Here is a 17,371-nt window from a genome sequence, read left to right on the forward strand (position 1 = left end):
TTAAAACATCAATTATGATCGATTTTCGCTTCAATTATCCTGTTCTGGATTCCCAACATATATTATTTCAAAATGCACTGACTTCAATTGAACCCAACGAAGCCTATCTGAAAATGGAAATTTCGGGTGGTTATCCGGAAGACAGGAAAATTGCATCGCAGTGGTTATCGAGACCGGATTATCCGGTGGCACCGGAATCTGTCGTTTTGGCTTGCGGAGGGCATCATGCTTTGACGGCCATTATCTTGGCAACCGGACTTTCCGGCGGCGCAATTCTGGTTGATCCGGTTACTTACAATGGTTTTATCGGCCTGGCAGCCATCATGAACGTTAAGCTAATTCCTTGCCCGATCGACGATAAAGGAATGAAACCGGAAGCCATGGCAGAACTATGTCTTAGCCAAAAAATCAAAGCCGTTTATTTAATGCCGACGATTCACAATCCGCTGTGTTTTATTATGCCGTTGGAGCGGAGAATGGAAATCGTGGAAGTAGCGCAGCTCTTTGATTTAATTCTGATCGACGATGATGCTTATGGATTTTTAGAACCCAATACCCTGCCAAATTTTGCGCAATTAGCTCCCGAAAGGGGATTTTTCATATACAGTTTTGCCAAAATTCTGGCGCCTGGTGTAAAAACGTCTTACATCATCGTTCCTGAAAAATGGCTAAGTCCGGTTATGAATGTAGTCAGAATTACTTCCAGCGGCTCGGTAACTTTGTTTACCAGATTAATAAGCAATTGGGTCACATCCGGCGAAATCAGCCGTATCATTAAAGAAAAGCAAAAAATTGCTTTGGAAAGACAAAATGTTGCTGCCAGGGTTTTAGCAGGATACAAAATAATTACGCAGCCGACCAGTTTTCATTTTTGGATACCACTTCCCGGATCCGTTCATGTGAATGAATTTGGAGAAGATTTATCTAAGAAAGGCATTGATGTGGTTACGAGTTCCGGCTACAACGTTGATGCAGATCCAATGTATAACGGAATAAGAGTGGCTTTGGGAAGCGTTTCAGACGAAAAAATCCTCACGAAAGGATTGTCGATAATTGCAGAAAGTTTAGATAAGGCCTAATCCGGCTGAAATCCAAAAATGTTTTGGATGAGTTTATGAAACCGCCATTAATTAAAACCGCCAGAAATAGAAGTTTGCAAAAATTATTGAAACCTGAAATAGAAGTCGGCCGGAAACTTTGATAATAGTCGCATAAATTATATTTTATTACTAAAAGTGGTAAGCAATAAATTCATGCCATGAAGGGAATCGTTGTTTGAAAATGAAAGGCTATATTGTGAACAAATTATCACACACTTATTTGAATAGTCATGATGAACTTCGATGTTCTTGTAAATAACATACAGGATACGCACGCCACGCTTCAGCAAAGTGCTATTAAGGCAATCAACAAACATTTGACTATTCGTAACTGGCTCATTGGCTTTTACATTGTTGAGTTTGAGCAGAACGGAGAAGACAGGGCGAAGTATGGAGAGAAATTACTGCAAAATTTAGCTTTGTCACTTAACCAGGAATCGTTGTCATATAGAAATCTAAAACTGTTTCGTCAGTTTTATTTTGCTTATCCTGTAATTGGGCAGACGGTGTCTGCCCAATTACAGGATTTTGGTTTGCCGATGTCTTTTAAAATTCTGGATATTTCAAATCGACAATTAAATATGATTAGTACTAATTCCGATTTTGTTATTGCTCCCGAAAAGCTAATCACCAAACTATCCTTTTCCCATCTCACTTTACTATTACCGATCAAAGAGGAGGTAAAACGCTCTTTCTATGAAGTTCAATGTATCAAAAGTAATTGGAGCGTTAGCGAATTGAAGCGTCAAATCCGGACGCTTTATTTTGAACGATCAGGAATGAGCCTGAATTCTGAAAAGCTGAGTCTGGAGGTTCTGGAAAATTCAGAACAATTTCACGTAGCAGATATTATCAAATCGCCTTTTACCTTTGAATTTTTAGGTTTGAGAGCAAAAGAAGTGGTTTATGAAAATGATCTGGAACAGGCATTGGTTGACCATTTGGAAGAATTCCTGATTGAATTAGGTCATGGTTTTTGCTTTGAAGCAAAACAAAAACGAATAACGATCGGAGATGAATATTTTTTTATTGATCTGGTCTTTTATCACAGAATATTAAAGTGTCACGTATTGATAGAGTTAAAAACCAATGAAGTTAAACACGAACATATTGGTCAGCTTAAAACTTATATCAATTATTTTAAAAAGGAAATTATGTTGCCCGGAGATAATCCTCCGGTTGGAATTCTTTTAGTTACGGATCAAAACAAAGCATTGGTAGAATATGCAGTAGCCGATAGCGACATTCCATTATTTGTAAGCAAATATGTCATTGAATTACCGAGTAAGGAACAGTTGGAAATTTTTATAAAAAATGAGTTAAAACAGTTCTGATTTTATTCAACCCGCCAATATATTGTTTCCGTTGCCTTATCTTCCTGCCCTTCAGGTGAAATGTTGTATGCGGTAATAACCAGGTTATCATGATCAATTAATTCAACAACCGTTCGCCAGCCCCAGGGCTCTGGAATGTCCGGGCCGCTATAACTTCCCAAAACAGAAAAACCGTTTTTAGCAGGATTTCCGGTTGATAACATGATGCCAGTTCCCATATGAAAGCTGTCTATCCAGGACGATTGGAAAGTATTATTTTGAATATCAAAACCATAAACAGCCATTCCTTCCAAAAGATTTCCACTCAGACTTCCCTTATATTCATGCATTACAAAACGTCCGCCAAGTATCGAACGAATGGTGCCCTTCATAGCAGATTCATCTGCCAGGATATTCGGTTCAAACCAGGTTTTAGTCATTCCTTCCCAGTTGCCAATCAGCGTTTGAAGTGTTTGGTGAACACCGGATTCAAGAGAAATTTCAAAATTGCTTTTGGACATGATCATTCGTGGTTAAAATTATTAACCTGTCCTGATTTTAATTTTCCCTTTTCTGACAATGCATGCAGCGAAGAGCGTTTCATGGTTTTGATAAAATCCACTTTTTTAAACCTTAATGCACTCCAGTCTTCATCTATCGCTACCATTCTTACTGGTTCCAGATCATAATTTCCCATAATCTGCCAACCGGTATCACGGTTAAAATCACATTTATATTTTCTGGAAGTTCCTTTGGGATAGCACATCCAAATCACCACATCGCCTTGTAGGAGCGGAGCAATTTTTGGGATCAGATTATCAATTTCAGTTTGTTTTGTGACAAAAATCAGGATGAAATCGATTTCAGAAGCTTCTTCAAGAGTATTAACGACCATAGCTTCATCTCGAATGCTATTCAGATTTACTCCGAAAGAATCCGGAGCATTCAGTACAACGACTGTTTTTTGATTTTTTAAATTTAACTTTTTAAAAACAGCATCCATATTTAAATTAATTTAAATCCTGACTTTACAGCAGCTAACTTTTACAGGTAGCAAAATAGTATAAGCCTATTCCTCAATAACTTCAATAAATATAAAACCTATGCATGAATATTTGTGCTGATCATCCATTTTTTACCAAATGGGTCAGTGAGCTGGCCAAGCCAGGCACCCCAGAATTGTTTTTCAAAAGGCATGGTGATTTTACCGCCATCTGCTAATTTGTTGAATATTTCTTCGGCTTTTACTTCTTCATCAAAACCTATTGATAAGTCAACACCGTTTCCTTCCTTGATTTCAACACCGGGAAATGCGTCACAAGCCATAAGTGTGTTATCCCCAAAATCCAGCTGGCAGTGCATAACTTTTTCTTTATGGTCTTCCGGAACATCCATGGGAGCATTTTTATAATAATCTTTATAAGCAATTTTTCCATCAAAAACAGACCGATAGAAATCTATTGCTTCCTCACACTTACCTTCAAAATTTAGATACGGGATTAGTTTCATGGTATTTATTGATTATAGTACAGGACAAAATTAAGTATATTGCCGTCGAAAAATACAGGCTTAAAAAGTCAACTGTAAGGGGTATTTGGGACAAAAATGCATACATTAGTCATATATTAACAAAAGAGGAAATGGTACAACTAGCGCTTTTAATTACAAAAAGACACCGTTTACTAAGCGTAGCGGCAATTTTGGATGTTTTTGAATCGGTAAACAGATTTTACCAGGCTCAGGGAGAATCTTCTTTTTTTGATATTAAATTATTCACACTTGCACCAGAATCTACCGGCCAGACTTTTGGAAGTTACGAGCTTTATCCGGTGGAAACTTCGGAAAAGCAGGATTTGATATTAATTCCCGCTTTTGCTTCGGATATTACAGAAATTGCCGTTGGTGAAAATATCCAGTTTATTCCATGGCTGCAACAGCAATATCAGAATGGCGCTGAAATTGCGAGCTTCTGTACTGGTGCATTTTTACTTGCCGCTACCGGTTTACTAAATGGAAAAAGTGCGACCACACATGTGAACGCAAGGTCAGCCTTTGCTGCCAGTTTTCCAGCGGTGCGTTTGTATGGAGATGCTATTGTAACCGATGAAGATAGGATTTATACCAGCGGCGGGGCAACAAGCAGTTTTCATCTGATGCTCCATTTATTGAAAATATATTGTGGCAGGGAAGTGGTGCTGCACATTGCCAAGTTATTTGCCATTGATATGGACCGTGAGCAGCAGGCTTATTTCGGGACTTTTCAACCCCCTCAAAATCATGGAGATAATCTGGTCACGATGGCGCAAAAGAAAATTGAAGATGCCTATCAGGAATCCAGTACCATTGAAGAAATGATTCAGGATATTCCGGCCAGCAGACGTAACGTAGTACGACGATTCAAGCTTGCAACAGGTGTTACCCCAATAGAATATTTACAAAAAACCAGAATTGAAGCGGCTAAGAAACTGCTGGAATTTACAGATCAGAGCGTGTTGGAGGTTATGCTGAATTCAGGTTATAATGATCTGAAAGCGTTTCGTCAATTGTTTAAAAAGAGTGCAGGTATGACACCCAAATCTTATCGTGAAAAATTTAATGTGGGTAGGATGGAGGGAATTGCTTTTGCTGCGAAATAGGCATATTGTTTTAATTCCATTTTAAACCAATTGATACATCAATGTGTCAAAGTTCCGTTACTCAGATTGTACATTCGTCATTTTACCGACAATTACTTAAAAATCAAGCTATGTTAGCCATATCAAAAAATGTAATATCAACGGTTATTTTTCTGATTAGTCTGGCCGGGATAACGGTTCTGGCACAGGATACCTGGCCCAAAGAGATTCCGCTTTCCGGTGGAGGAACAATCACCGTTTACCAGCTTCAACCGGAAAAACTTTCAGGGGATAATCTGGATGCCCGTGCAGCTGTTTCCATTCGTAAAAAATCTGGTGACGAACCGGTTTTTGGTGCAATGTGGATTCAGGGACAACTAACTGCCGGGAATAGTGCAACCCTGAAAAATGTCACGGTGCGGCAATCAAAATTTGCTGACAATGACAATATTGATACTGACAATTTCAGGAAATCGGTGGAGCAGGGTTTTCCTGGTTTGCGGGTACAATTTTCCAGAGATAATATTCAGGCTGCTATTAATCAGGAACAAGGCGCTGAAAACCTGAAAAATGATGCACCACTGATTATTTACCGCGACAAAGCTACAACGCTCATCGTACTTGACGGAGAACCGATGGAAGAAAAAGATGACGAGCTGCAAATGACGAGGGTTGTCAATACACCTTATCTGATCGTCAAAAATCCGGATGATAATAAATATTATTTGTATGGCGGAAGTTTCTGGTATGCTTCCACGCGGGTTAAGGATGGATGGGCGTATGTCAAAAATATTCCGTCCAGAATCAGAGCCGTGGATGCTAAAATGAAAGAAGAGGAGAAAAAAGCTTCTTCTGAAAATGAGGACACGAATAAATTTACCACTCCAACGGATATCCTTGTAGTAACGGAACCAGCTGAAATCATTCAAACGGAAGGAAAGCCAACTTATCAGGCAGTGCAGGGCTCCACACTTTTGTATGTCAACAATTCTCTTGACGAAATCTTTAAAGATATTGACAGTCAGAAAAATTACATTTTGATTGCCGGAAGATGGTATAATAGTACTTCCCTGAATGGTCCTTGGCAATATGTTCCGCAAAATACCTTACCGGCCGCCTTTGCGAACATTCCAGCAGGCTCAGAAAAGGACGGTGTACTTGCCAGTGTTGCCGGAACGGAAGAAGCAGATGACGCGGTAATGGAAGCACAAATTCCGCAAACTGCCAAAGTAGATCGGAGTACAGCCAGAGTCGAAGTAAATTATGATGGAGATCCTCGTTTCGTACCGATTCAGAATACAAATTTGTCGGTAGCGGAAAATGCTAATATTACTGTTATGCAGGCTGCAAACAACCAGTTTTATGCGTTGGAAAATGGGATATGGTTTATAAGTAATAATCCTTATGGTCCCTGGCAGGTTGCAAATGAACGTCCGTCGGATGTAGACAGAATTCCACCGAGCAGCAGTGCTTACAATGCCCGTTATGTATACATTTATGAAACAACGCCTCAGTATGTATACGTTGGTTATACGCAGGGTTACATGGGAAATTACATTTATGGCCCTACGGTTGTTTGGGGTACTGGCTGGCATTATCGTCCATGGCGGGGAAGATATTACCGGCCGCGTCCGGTGACCTGGGGTTTTGGTATGCATTACAATCCCTGGGCCGGTTGGTCCATGAGTTTTGGTTTAGGATTTAATGTGGGTTGGTATCACTATGGCCGCTCCCGTCCTAATTATGGTGGCTGGTTTGGGCCTCCTGCTTATCGTCCACCTTCCCGTCCGTGGGGTTGGAATGGCGGATATTATGGAAACCGGCCAGGTAATGGTGGTTATCCAAATCGTCCAAGACCGAATATGTCGATTAACCGTCCTGGCAATGGAAATGGGAGACCGAATTATGGAAATAATAATAATAACAATTTGTACCGCGACAGAAAATATGTTGTGGCAACCCGGGATAATGTTTTCAGGCCAACGCCACGTCCGGTTACGGGCCGGCCTTCTAATGGAAATAATTCGTCCGGTCGCCCAAATGTGACAAGACCGGTAACAGGTAATGATCAAAATGGCCGTCCAAATACCGGAAGGCCTTCGACCGGTTCAGGACAGACAACTTTTCCTGATAGAACCAGACCTGCAACCGGGAACGGACAAAATACGACTCGTCCTGATGTAACGCGCCCTTCTACAGGAAGAGATCAGAATACGTTGCCTGACAGAACGCGCCCGGCTATTGGAAATGGACAAAGCGGTCGTCCGAATGTTACGTCACCGGCAGTTGGTGCTGACCAAAATACAGTACCAAACCGTACAAGACCAAATACCGGAAATGGTCAAAATGCCCGTCCTGATATAACCAGACCAGCAACTGGTGGAAATCAGAATGCAAGGCCAAATGTAACAAGGCCAGATCAGACGATTCGTCAGCCTGTTCAGCAAAATCAAAATAATGGTCAGAATGCAAGGCCGACAGTGACCCCAAATCAGAATCGTGCACCTCAGACAAGGCAACAACCAACCGCGAATCCGCAAAGGAGTGCTGCACCGAGACAGAATGCACAACCGGCGAGAGAAAGGGGAAATGCCAGAGGGCAGGAGTAATTCATAGTAAGTTTGCAGTCAGGGTTTCTCATTTTCTAAATTGTTATGTTGACAGTATAGAAATGAGAAACCCTCATTTCTATAATAAACGACTGATATTAAGTACATAAAATCAATAAATATTCTAAACTGTGAACCATAAGAAGTATGTTCAGGTTAATAATGTAGTTAACTACATATTATAAAACATAAATGTATCACCATGAATAATTCCTTGACCATCACAACAATTTTCAATAACCATTGTCTGCAAATTTTGGATCTTATTTTGCCAATCCAGCAAATCGAATTCAATGTTCCCGTCACGCTGGAAGGGCAACCAGATTTATTAGATATTGAAACGCATTACCACAAGACCGGAGGAGGATTTTGGGGCGCAAAAAATGGAGACGAACTGGTTGGCTCAATTGCTTTAATTGCAGTAGGTCATAATGCAGGAGCTATTAGAAAGATGTTTGTTAAAAAGGAATTTCGTGGTAAAGAAAATGGAACGGCTCAGAAATTGCTTGGAACCTTGATAGAATATTGTAAAGAAAATGGGATTACGGATCTTTATTTAGGAACCGTTGATATGTTGAAAGCAGCACATCGGTTTTATGAAAAGAATGGATTTATTAAAATGAAAAGTGAAGAAATGCCGGTTTATTTCCCAAGAATGATGGGTGAAAATGTGTATTATCACTTGGTAATACAGTGAGAAAAATAGTTGTTCGTTACGATTATATCTGACTTCTCTGTATTATTCCGAAGTAAAACTTGGCAGAAAATAATTTCGATGTTACCTTGCTGGTATAAAATGAATTATAATTTTTCACTACTATTCATCAGCAAATTCCATACTCATGAGCACCAGAAATTATCCTATAGGCTATCGTGTGCCGCGCTACAATGTACTGTTAATCAGCTGTATGGATTTGAGGTTGCTGGATAATATTGTTCATTTCATGGAACACGACAATCTTACAAATCGCTATGATCAGTTTATTATGGCGGGAGCGTCCATTGGTGCACTTTTCGAAACCGCTACTTCTGAGGATGAACTGAACAACGATCCCAAATATCATCACTGGAAAACCGGTCTGACAGATCATCTTGATCTCGCAATTCAATTACACGATGTGAAAGATATTTACATTATGGAGCATAGAAACTGCGGTGCATACAAAGCGTTTCTGAAAGACGAACTTGGTAATTATGATAAACATGGTTACGCTATCGAGTTTGCCCATCACAAAAAGTATGCGAAAAGACTTACCGAACTTTTGACTGATTATTTACTCGGAAAGCAATCTGGGATGCCGGATAATTCTGGATCTAAATATAAAGATGTCATCCAGATCCATAGTTTTATTATGGATTTGAGAGGTGATGTTGAACTTCTACATACAACAGCACCTATCTCAGAAGCAGAGGAATAAACGGGATTAGGTAATTTGACTCCAAACCAATTCAAATAAATTTGATTGGAGTCAAAATATTTTCACTTCCGGGTTATTTGTAATTTTAAATAGTTTTTTTTGATTTATTTTAATTAAAGATACGGGTTTTCGGTGCGTATATGGGTGAGAGTTTGGGTAATTTTATTGAATTAAATTTACAATTTTAACAAAAAAATGAACTGAAAAAACTGAGAACTTACCGTTAAATAAAAACTGGTAGTTTTAAAATGTCATTTTTAGTAAGATTACATCCAAGTTATTATGCGTAAGTGCCTTTAATTAAAGATTTTAGGATTTATTTAAATGAATAAATAATATAATTAAAATCCCTCATCGTTATGAAACCTGAACACAGTTTATTTTCTTTTACCCCAATTCGCATCGCGGAAAGTACGAACAATTGCAGAGGGAGCAGCCTTATTTAAAACAATTGGTGTACAGTAAGTTACAAAACAATCGACAATGCCATTTCTAGTATTGCGAATTAATCGAAGAAGATATCTTCTGTCCCTGGTATAATTGTGAAGATCTGAAACCGGTCAAAAATTGATACTACCTGGAGCACTGTTTCCAGACATTTTATAGTTGTGGCGCATATGACCTTCGGTTGTAAGTGAAATCATGTGTTGTCCGATTCAAACAAAAGCATTCAGGATAAGTCTGATAACTTATTTCTGACAAATTACCTGGACTCATCTTAGGCTACGTGTTTTGCTATTAAATCAACGATTCAGTCTTGCCGAATTTATCCTCCTCTAAAATTTAAATTATGAAATCTATCGCAAAATTTTCACTTCTGATTATTAGTGTTTTTTCTTTTGGAACAATGTATGGACAAGCAGATCCCGGGTCTTCGGGAATGAGTTTTTCTCAATCAATTTTCCAGATAAATGATACGGGAAACCTCGAAATAGTGATTGGAAATTACTCCGGCGGTTTTTCCGCCGGGAAAGCTTTGGCACCTTATGATGCCAATTTTATTATCACTATTCCCTACATTTTGAAAGTAAACGGACCGCTTGATTTTTCGAAAGTTCCATTCAACGTTACTATCATTAGCCAAATGTCAACATTTTCTGGTTCAACCATTATCAAGCTTACTGTACCTGATGGAATCCCAAAAGGAAGTTTCGGGACCGTGAGAATACCTTTGCTGGCAGTTAAAGGCGATGTCAGTATTTTGTACGCTACGGTTATAACGGATTTTAACCTGAGCTATCCACCATCCGGCAATTTAATACCAGGCAATGATCTTATTTCAACCCCGGTTTCGGTTATCACTCCGCTTCCTGTAACCTTGTTATCTTTTAAGGCGGTTAAAGAAAATACCCGGGTAAATCTGGATTGGTCCACAACTTCTGAAGTAAACAGTGACAGGTTTGATATTGAGCACAGTTTGGATGGAAAAGATTGGAGTTTAATCGGCTCATTGGCTTCCGGCAAAGAAAGCAAAAGTAAATTGGATTATCATTTTACACACACAGATCCGTTTGACGGAAACAATTATTACCGTCTGAAAATGGTGGACAATGACGAAACTTTTGCGTTCAGTTCTATTACAAATGTTGAATTTGAAAATATCAGATTGGAAATATATCCAAATCCTGTTGCAGACCGACTTACTATTAATATGAGTAACTGGGGAAGCGTTAATAATATTCGGCTTATGAATCTCTATGGAAATACGGTTTATGATTCAGGTAAAATTCCGTTGCCATCCGTGAATGTGGCAAATTTGAAACAAGGAATTTATATTATGAAAATTGGAAAAACAGATGGATCCTGGGCATCACAGAAAATTGTAGTGGCAAGGTAGTCTGAATAATTTTATTCCAATTGCTCATAAAGAGTTTAATATCAAAGCAGAATAGTTATTTTACAATTCCAAATCGGGAATCAGCACTTCATGATTTTAGAGATCAATATTTAATTGCTGTTTACGTAAAACTTTGGAAAGGAAAATTGTCAGAACGCTATAATGGATGAATCGTTGGTTACTTTTTAAAAAGTTTTTTAGTCCATTAGTTTATCTGGGCTTTCTTACGCTTGTTGGTACTTTTGGATACGTAATCATTGAGGATTACCGCTGGCTGGATGCACTTTATATGACCATTATCACCATCAGTACGGTTGGTTATGGAGAAGTGAACAAGCTGAGTGACGGCGGTCGTCTTTTTACAATTCTACTGATTGTAAGCAGCGTAGGGCTGTTAGCGTATTATCTGACAGTTGTAACCAGGCTGCTTTCTGATGGCGAATGGAGCCGGGAATATCAGCAATATAAACAACACAATTATCTGCAAAAAATGGAAAACCACGTGGTGGTATGCGGTTATGGGCGAAACGGACGTCAGGCTTGTGAGATTCTCAGGCAAAATGATGTCCGGTTTGCCGTAATTGAATCTTCGAAAGTCGCCGCTCCTCATCCGGGAGATGTGATTATTTATGCCGATGCTACAAGAGACGAGGTTTTAATTGAGGCTGGAATTTTAAGGGCCAAAGCAATTATTATTTCCTTACCGGACGATGCTGCTAACTTATTTATTGTTCTTACAGCCAGACAGTTAAATCCATCAATTGTAATCATAAGCAGGGCGTCTTATGATCAGAGTGTCAACAAATTGAAAATTGCGGGAGCCAGTAACGTGATCATGCCCGACAAACTGGGTGGAGCACATATGGCAAGTCTGGTACTTATTCCGGATGTGCAGGAATTTATTTCTCTTATCAGCTCCCAGCACAATGAAAAATTTCAGATTACCGAGATTGAAATTCATAAAATTATTCATTTGGGGCAGCTTAATTTATGGCAGGAAACGGGCTGTACAATTCTGGGGGTTAAGTTAATAAATGGAAAATACCATCGTAATCCCGAGCCGGCTTACATTACTACGCCTGGCGAAGGTTTGTTATTAATGGGAAGCGGGCAGCAGATTAAAGCGGCTGTTGTTTTGTTGGGTTAAGGATATTTAATAACAATTGTCATTTCATAATTGAGTGAGTTAAGCCTAATTATGTTAAGAATTAGGCTTAACCTGTTTACCACATCTTAGAAAATTAGATATCCAACCTAAATATTCCCTTTCTTCATTTCGCCAATCGCATAGTCAACCGCTCTCGCAGTTAACGCCATATAAGTCAGCGAAGGATTTTGTGTTGCCGTTGAAACCATGGAAGCGCCATCTGTTACAAATACATTCGAACATTGATGCATCTGGTTCCATTTATTTAAAATGGATGTTTTTGGATCTTTTCCCATTCTGGCGCCGCCCATTTCATGATTTTCACTTCCCGGATTTCGCTTGGTGTCTGATGTTTTTATATTTTTGAAACCCGCTTTATCCAACATTTCGGAGAGCTGAATATAAAAATCCTGCACCATTTTCATATCATTATCATCAAAATCAACAGACATCCGTAACATTGGAATTCCCCATTTGTCTTTTTGGGTTTGATCTAACGCTATAAAGTTGGTTTCCTTCATCAAAGTTTCACCCATCATTTGAGCACCGGCTGTCCATCCGCCAGATTCTGGTTTAAGCAAATTTGCTTTCAGTGATTCTCCAATTCCATCTGTTGGGTTTCCCATCTTATTAGAAGAAAATGAAGCGGCATAACCCCTGAGAAAATCAGTTTCCTGTTTGGCTACATTACGGAAACGGGGAATATAAGCTGCATTAGGTCGTTTTCCATCGGTAGTAGAATCAAGGTATCCGTCATAATCAGCTGTGACCCGACCCCGATAATTATGAAAACCAATGAATTTTCCCAAGACACCGCTATCATTTCCTAAACCATTTGGAAAACGATTTGATGCTGAGTTAAGTAAAATCAAATTTGAATTAATAGCTGAGGCATTCAGAAAAATAATTTTGGCATAGTACTCTGTCATTTCTTTTGTATTGGTATCCACTACACGAACACCGGTTGCCTTCTTTTTCTTTTCGTCATATATAATGGAATGAACAACAGAATATGGCTGCAAAGTCATATTTCCCGTGCGTTCTGCCCAGGGAATGGTTGACGAATTACTGCTAAAATATCCTCCGAAAGGACATCCGCGCTGACAAATATTTCGGTGCTGGCATTTCGCCCGGCCTTGTTCGGTATGAATTGGCTGCGGATCCGTGATGTGAGCCGCTCTTCCAATAATAACAGGACGGGTATTTTTATAATTTTTAGCCGTTTGTTCGCTGAAATGTTTTTCAACGCAGGTCAGTTCGTGCGGAGGAAGGAATTCACCGTCGGGCAATTGAGGCAACCCATCCTTATTTCCCGAAATGCCTGCAAACTTTTCAACGTAGCTATACCAGGGAGCAATATCGGCATAACGTATTGGCCAATCGACAGCAAATCCATCTCGGGCAGGACCGTCAAAATCAAAATCAGACCAGCGCTGGGTTTGTCTCGCCCACAATAAAGAGCGGCCACCAACCTGATATCCACGCATCCAGTCGAAAGGCTTGTCCTGTATATAAGGATGCTCGGCATCTTTCATTACAAAATGCACAGAATCTTCCCTGAAAATATAATGCTTGCTGGCAATTGGATTTTGTTCGCGAAGTGCCAAAGTGGGTTGTCCCAAATGTGGAAACTCCCAGGGCTGCATGTTGGTTGTCGGGTAATCTACGATATGTTTTACGTCCTTTCCCCGTTCCAAAACAAGCGTTTTTAATCCTTTTTCGGTAAGTTCTTTCGCCGCCCAGCCGCCACTTATCCCGGTCCCGATCACAATGGCATCAAAAGTGCGTGCTTTAATTGAATCTATATTAAGGTATGACATTTCAGGAATTGTTCATGGGTGATGATAACCTGAAACGCTGTGATTTGAGGTTATTTGTATTAAAAGAAAGAGAATTATGGAATTACTCTAAGAATAATAAAAGTGTTTGAGCTTTAATAAAGTTATACACAATTTCCTTTACATATATATAGCAAATTAATTGCACCATGCTGTCAGTAGATTGTCGATTCATATGTTTTCTAAAAGAAAAAAGAACGATCCAATGAAAAAATTATACTTTATCATTTTGTTACTATTCCTGAGCACTATTTCTTTCGCGCAGCTAATAGTAACGAGTTTAAAAACAGAGGGACAACTGAGTCCGGTTGGTTTGGATATTACCCAGCCAAGATTTAGCTGGGTTTTAGAATCCGAAAAAAGAAATGTAAAACAAACGGCTTATGAAATCGCTGTTCGGGCGGATGGTAAACTGATTTGGTCTTCGGACAAAGTATCCTCGGAGACTTCTATCCATATTCCTTACGCCGGCCCGGCTTTAAAATCTGCAACGCGTTACAGCTGGCAGGTAAAAGTCTGGGATAATCAGGGAAGCAAAATGGCGACTTCCGGTGAAGCTATGTTTCATACAGCTTTATTTAAGCCCGAAACTGAGATTACAGCAAACTGGATATCTTCCGGTTTGAAAGCAGATACGGCTTATGGAATAGTACCACAATTCAGAAAATCGTTTTCCACAACTAAAAAGGTAAAATCAGCTACTGCCTTTATTACTGCAAAAGGTCTTTACGAAATGCAAATAAATGGGAAGCGGATTGGAGACGCCTTTCTCACGCCGGGTTGGACAGCCTACAATAAACGTTTGCTTTATCAAACTTATGATGTTACCCAACTTTTAGTTTCGGGAAAAAATGCGGTTGGTGGCAGTTTGGCCAATGGATGGTTTCGTGGAGAATTAGGCTGGGAGAAAAAGACAAATACCTACGGCAAACAAACTGCATTATTGTTTCAATTAAACATTAATTATACCGATGGTAGTAAGGAAACGATTATTTCTGATGATAGCTGGAAAGTTTCCCCAAGCCCAATGTTAAGTTCTGAGATTTATGATGGAGAAGTATATGATGCAAGATTAGAACAAAAAGGTTGGGCAACTTCTTCCTTTGACGACAGTAAATGGACAAAAGCGGAAGTGAAGGATTTTACAAAGGATATTCTTTTTGCGAGTAACCATGAGCTGATTACAAAACATGAAACATTTAAACCGATCAAAGTACTGACAACGCCGAAGGGTGAAACAGTACTGGATTTTGGTCAAAATCTTGTAGGTTGGGTCCAAATGAAAGTCTCCGGAATTGCTGGAAACAAGATTGTTTTGTCACATGTTGAAATGCTGGACAAACATGGGAATCTGTATTTTGATAATCTTCGTAATGCAAAAGCGCAGGATACCTATATAATGAAGGGCGGAGGAGTTGAAACATACGAGCCTCATTTTACTTTTCATGGATTCAGGTATGTGCGGGTCGAAGGGATTTCGGGTGCAATCAATCCCGATAATTTTACAGCGGTTACTTTATATTCGGATATGAAGGCAACCGGAAAGTTTGAATGTTCCAATGCGCTGGTTAATCAACTTCAAAAAAATATTCAATGGGGACAAAGAGGGAATTTTCTGGATGTTCCTACGGATTGTCCACAGCGCGATGAAAGATTGGGCTGGACAGGAGATGCAGAGGTTTTTTCAAGGACGGCTGCCTATAACTTTAATGTGAACAATTTCTTTGCAAAATGGCTGAAAGATGTAGCGGCGGAGCAGTATCCAAACGGCGCCATTCCTTTTGTAATTCCTGATATTCTGAAGGGATCATTTTTCGGGCGACCAGAAAGTGCAGCTGGCTGGTCGGATGCCGGGATTATCATTCCATGGAACATGTATGTTGCATATGGAGATAAACGGATTGTTGAAGAACAGTATCCAAGTATGAAAGCATATCTGGATTATATAAGGAAAGCAGCGAAGAATGATCTTTGGAATACTGGTTTTCAATTTGGCGACTGGCTGTCTTATCGGGTTGATGATTCAAAAGGATTGATTGGTCAGAAATCGGCTGTTACTGATAACTATCTGGTAACACAATGTTTCTATGCTTATGTGGTGGATTTAATGACAAAATCTGCCAGGCTTCTTGGTAAAACGGATGAGACAAAAGAATACGAAGCATTAGCTGAAAGAATCAGAAAAGCTTTTCAGCAGGAATATGTGACGCCGGGTGGAAGATTAATTTCAGAAACACAAACTGCATATGTACTTGCATTACAATTTGACATGTTACCGGAAAACCTGCGAGCGTCTGCTGTAAAGAGATTGGTAGATAATATTAAGAGTTATAATTATCACCTGACAACCGGTTTTCTTGGAACACCATTTCTGACCAGTTCATTGACTCGTTTTGGAGAAATTGAAACTGCATATAAATTGTTGTTGCAGGATACCTATCCATCCTGGTTATTTCCTGTAAAAATGGGAGCGACAACAATCTGGGAGCGCTGGGATTCTCAAAAACCAGACAGCACATTCCAGGATCCAAGTATGACTTCCTTCAATCATTATGCTTACGGTGCAGTGGGAGATTGGATGTATCGATCGATTGCGGGTATTGATACAAAGGAAGAGGGAGCAGGCTATAAGGAAATCATTATTAAACCGATTCCTGGCGGAGGGATTACATCGGCTTCCGGGAGTATTGAGACTTATTATGGAAAAGTTGGCTCGGATTGGAAAATAGACGGAAATAAATTCAGTCTTCATTTAGAAGTTCCGGTTAATACTTCTGCAACGGTCTTCATACTTATTAAAGGAAGCCAGCAAAAAATCACGGAAGGCGGGGCAGTGTTGGCTTCGGCAAATGGGATTCAAGTTCAGGGAGAGGAGAAGGGATTTAAAGTGGTTAAGGTTGGATCTGGAAAATATCACTTTGTGGTAGAGGAATAATCGTAAGGGGGGGATTGTATGACGAGCTGGAAATGGAAATTGTATTATACAATCCATTTCCAGCTTTTTATTTCAAAAATTTCGAACTCCTATTGTTATCTTATTCCTATCATGTCAATATTCTGAACTTGCCAGCTCCTATGCATATCCTGTTATCATCAATCCAATAAATTCCGAATTATCGAGCTCCTTGTGAGCTCCGTGTTTCTGGCAAGGAATCACGCCTGGAATTTCCCGGGCTCCTTGTGAGCCTCCTGTGCACAATCCTTGAACAAAGGAGCTGAACGATACTTTCTCTTTCGTTATATATAGGTTTAAAAGTAGCGGAGGGTAAAATTCACGAATAACCCGGAGCCTATAACCCGGAACACCACATTTCTCTCTCCTTATATCTAGGTATAAAACGAAGGGTCAAATGACCTATTCATGCCGCTTGGGTTATTTCTTGACGCCAATCCACTATTGAAGTTCTTTTTGGGGTACCTCTATGAGGAACCAACGCCCGCTTTACGACGCATTCCGTGCCTGTTTTGCTTTCCAACCCCCTCTATTCCCAAAA

The 17,371-nt window shown here is 39.7% G+C and carries 13 protein-coding genes; 9 read left to right on the forward strand and 4 right to left on the reverse strand.

Translation table 11 applies throughout. The features are described 5' to 3' along the window. Nucleotides 1–14: 14 nt before the first annotated feature. Together FDK13_RS03755 and FDK13_RS03760 are read left to right on the forward strand one after the other, a co-directional pair. The gene (locus FDK13_RS03755) at nt 15–1,079 is read left to right on the forward strand and encodes an aminotransferase-like domain-containing protein (RefSeq protein WP_137338623.1); all 1,065 of its coding nucleotides are present in this window, start codon (nt 15–17) and stop codon (nt 1,077–1,079) included. A 251-nt stretch (nt 1,080–1,330) separates the two neighbouring features. After that, a complete protein-coding gene (locus tag FDK13_RS03760) occupies nt 1,331–2,434 on the forward strand; it encodes a PDDEXK nuclease domain-containing protein (RefSeq protein ID WP_137338624.1) in 1,104 nt (367 codons plus the stop codon). A gap of 2 nt (nt 2,435–2,436) precedes the next feature. On the opposite strand, the gene FDK13_RS03765 is transcribed toward FDK13_RS03760, so the two are convergent. The 3 genes from FDK13_RS03765 to FDK13_RS03775 form a co-directional block, all read right to left on the reverse strand. After that, nucleotides 2,437–2,934 carry a DUF1579 domain-containing protein gene (locus FDK13_RS03765; RefSeq protein WP_137338625.1) on the reverse strand — a complete coding sequence of 166 codons (498 nt, stop codon included), beginning with the start codon at nt 2,932–2,934 and terminating at the stop codon, nt 2,437–2,439. A 2-nt stretch (nt 2,935–2,936) separates the two neighbouring features. Further along, on the reverse strand, nt 2,937–3,416 hold the full coding sequence (locus tag FDK13_RS03770; protein ID WP_137338626.1) for a hypothetical protein: 480 nt from the start codon (nt 3,414–3,416) through the stop codon (nt 2,937–2,939). A gap of 98 nt (nt 3,417–3,514) precedes the next feature. Beyond that, the gene (locus FDK13_RS03775) at nt 3,515–3,922 is read right to left on the reverse strand and encodes a VOC family protein (RefSeq protein WP_137338627.1); all 408 of its coding nucleotides are present in this window, start codon (nt 3,920–3,922) and stop codon (nt 3,515–3,517) included. A 131-nt stretch (nt 3,923–4,053) separates the two neighbouring features. On the opposite strand from FDK13_RS03775, the gene FDK13_RS03780 reads away from it, so the two are divergent. The 6 genes from FDK13_RS03780 to FDK13_RS03805 all read left to right on the forward strand — a co-directional run bounded on the left by FDK13_RS03780 (nt 4,054) and on the right by FDK13_RS03805 (nt 12,039). After that, nucleotides 4,054–5,049, forward strand: coding sequence for a GlxA family transcriptional regulator (locus FDK13_RS03780; RefSeq protein WP_137338628.1), 996 nt, complete (start codon nt 4,054–4,056; stop codon nt 5,047–5,049). Between the two features lie 110 nt (nt 5,050–5,159). Next, nucleotides 5,160–7,637, forward strand: a complete 2,478-nt coding sequence (locus FDK13_RS03785; protein ID WP_137338629.1) for a hypothetical protein — start codon at nt 5,160–5,162, stop codon at nt 7,635–7,637. A 202-nt stretch (nt 7,638–7,839) separates the two neighbouring features. Then, nucleotides 7,840–8,334, forward strand: coding sequence for a GNAT family N-acetyltransferase (locus FDK13_RS03790; RefSeq protein WP_137338630.1), 495 nt, complete (start codon nt 7,840–7,842; stop codon nt 8,332–8,334). Nucleotides 8,335–8,479: 145 nt separating this feature from the next. Then, the gene (locus FDK13_RS03795) at nt 8,480–9,055 is read left to right on the forward strand and encodes a hypothetical protein (protein ID WP_137338631.1); all 576 of its coding nucleotides are present in this window, start codon (nt 8,480–8,482) and stop codon (nt 9,053–9,055) included. Between the two features lie 790 nt (nt 9,056–9,845). Then, entirely contained in the window at nt 9,846–10,892 is a 1,047-nt protein-coding gene (locus FDK13_RS03800; RefSeq protein WP_137338632.1) for a T9SS type A sorting domain-containing protein, read from the forward strand. 166 nt (nt 10,893–11,058) lie between these two features. Further along, nucleotides 11,059–12,039, forward strand: coding sequence for a potassium channel family protein (locus tag FDK13_RS03805; RefSeq protein ID WP_137338633.1), 981 nt, complete (start codon nt 11,059–11,061; stop codon nt 12,037–12,039). A gap of 107 nt (nt 12,040–12,146) precedes the next feature. Here the strand turns inward: FDK13_RS03805 and FDK13_RS03810 are convergent, their stop codons facing one another. After that, nucleotides 12,147–13,859, reverse strand: coding sequence for a GMC oxidoreductase (locus tag FDK13_RS03810; RefSeq protein WP_137338634.1), 1,713 nt, complete (start codon nt 13,857–13,859; stop codon nt 12,147–12,149). Nucleotides 13,860–14,082: 223 nt separating this feature from the next. Here FDK13_RS03810 and FDK13_RS03815 point away from each other — a divergent pair, with 223 nt between their 5' ends. Continuing rightward, a complete protein-coding gene (locus FDK13_RS03815) occupies nt 14,083–16,812 on the forward strand; it encodes an alpha-L-rhamnosidase (RefSeq protein ID WP_137338635.1) in 2,730 nt (909 codons plus the stop codon). Nucleotides 16,813–17,371: the final 559 nt, after the last annotated feature.

It is taken from the genome of Dyadobacter frigoris, assembly GCF_005280585.1.
In the GTDB taxonomy this organism is placed as follows: Bacteria; Bacteroidota; Bacteroidia; order Cytophagales; family Spirosomataceae; genus Dyadobacter; species Dyadobacter frigoris.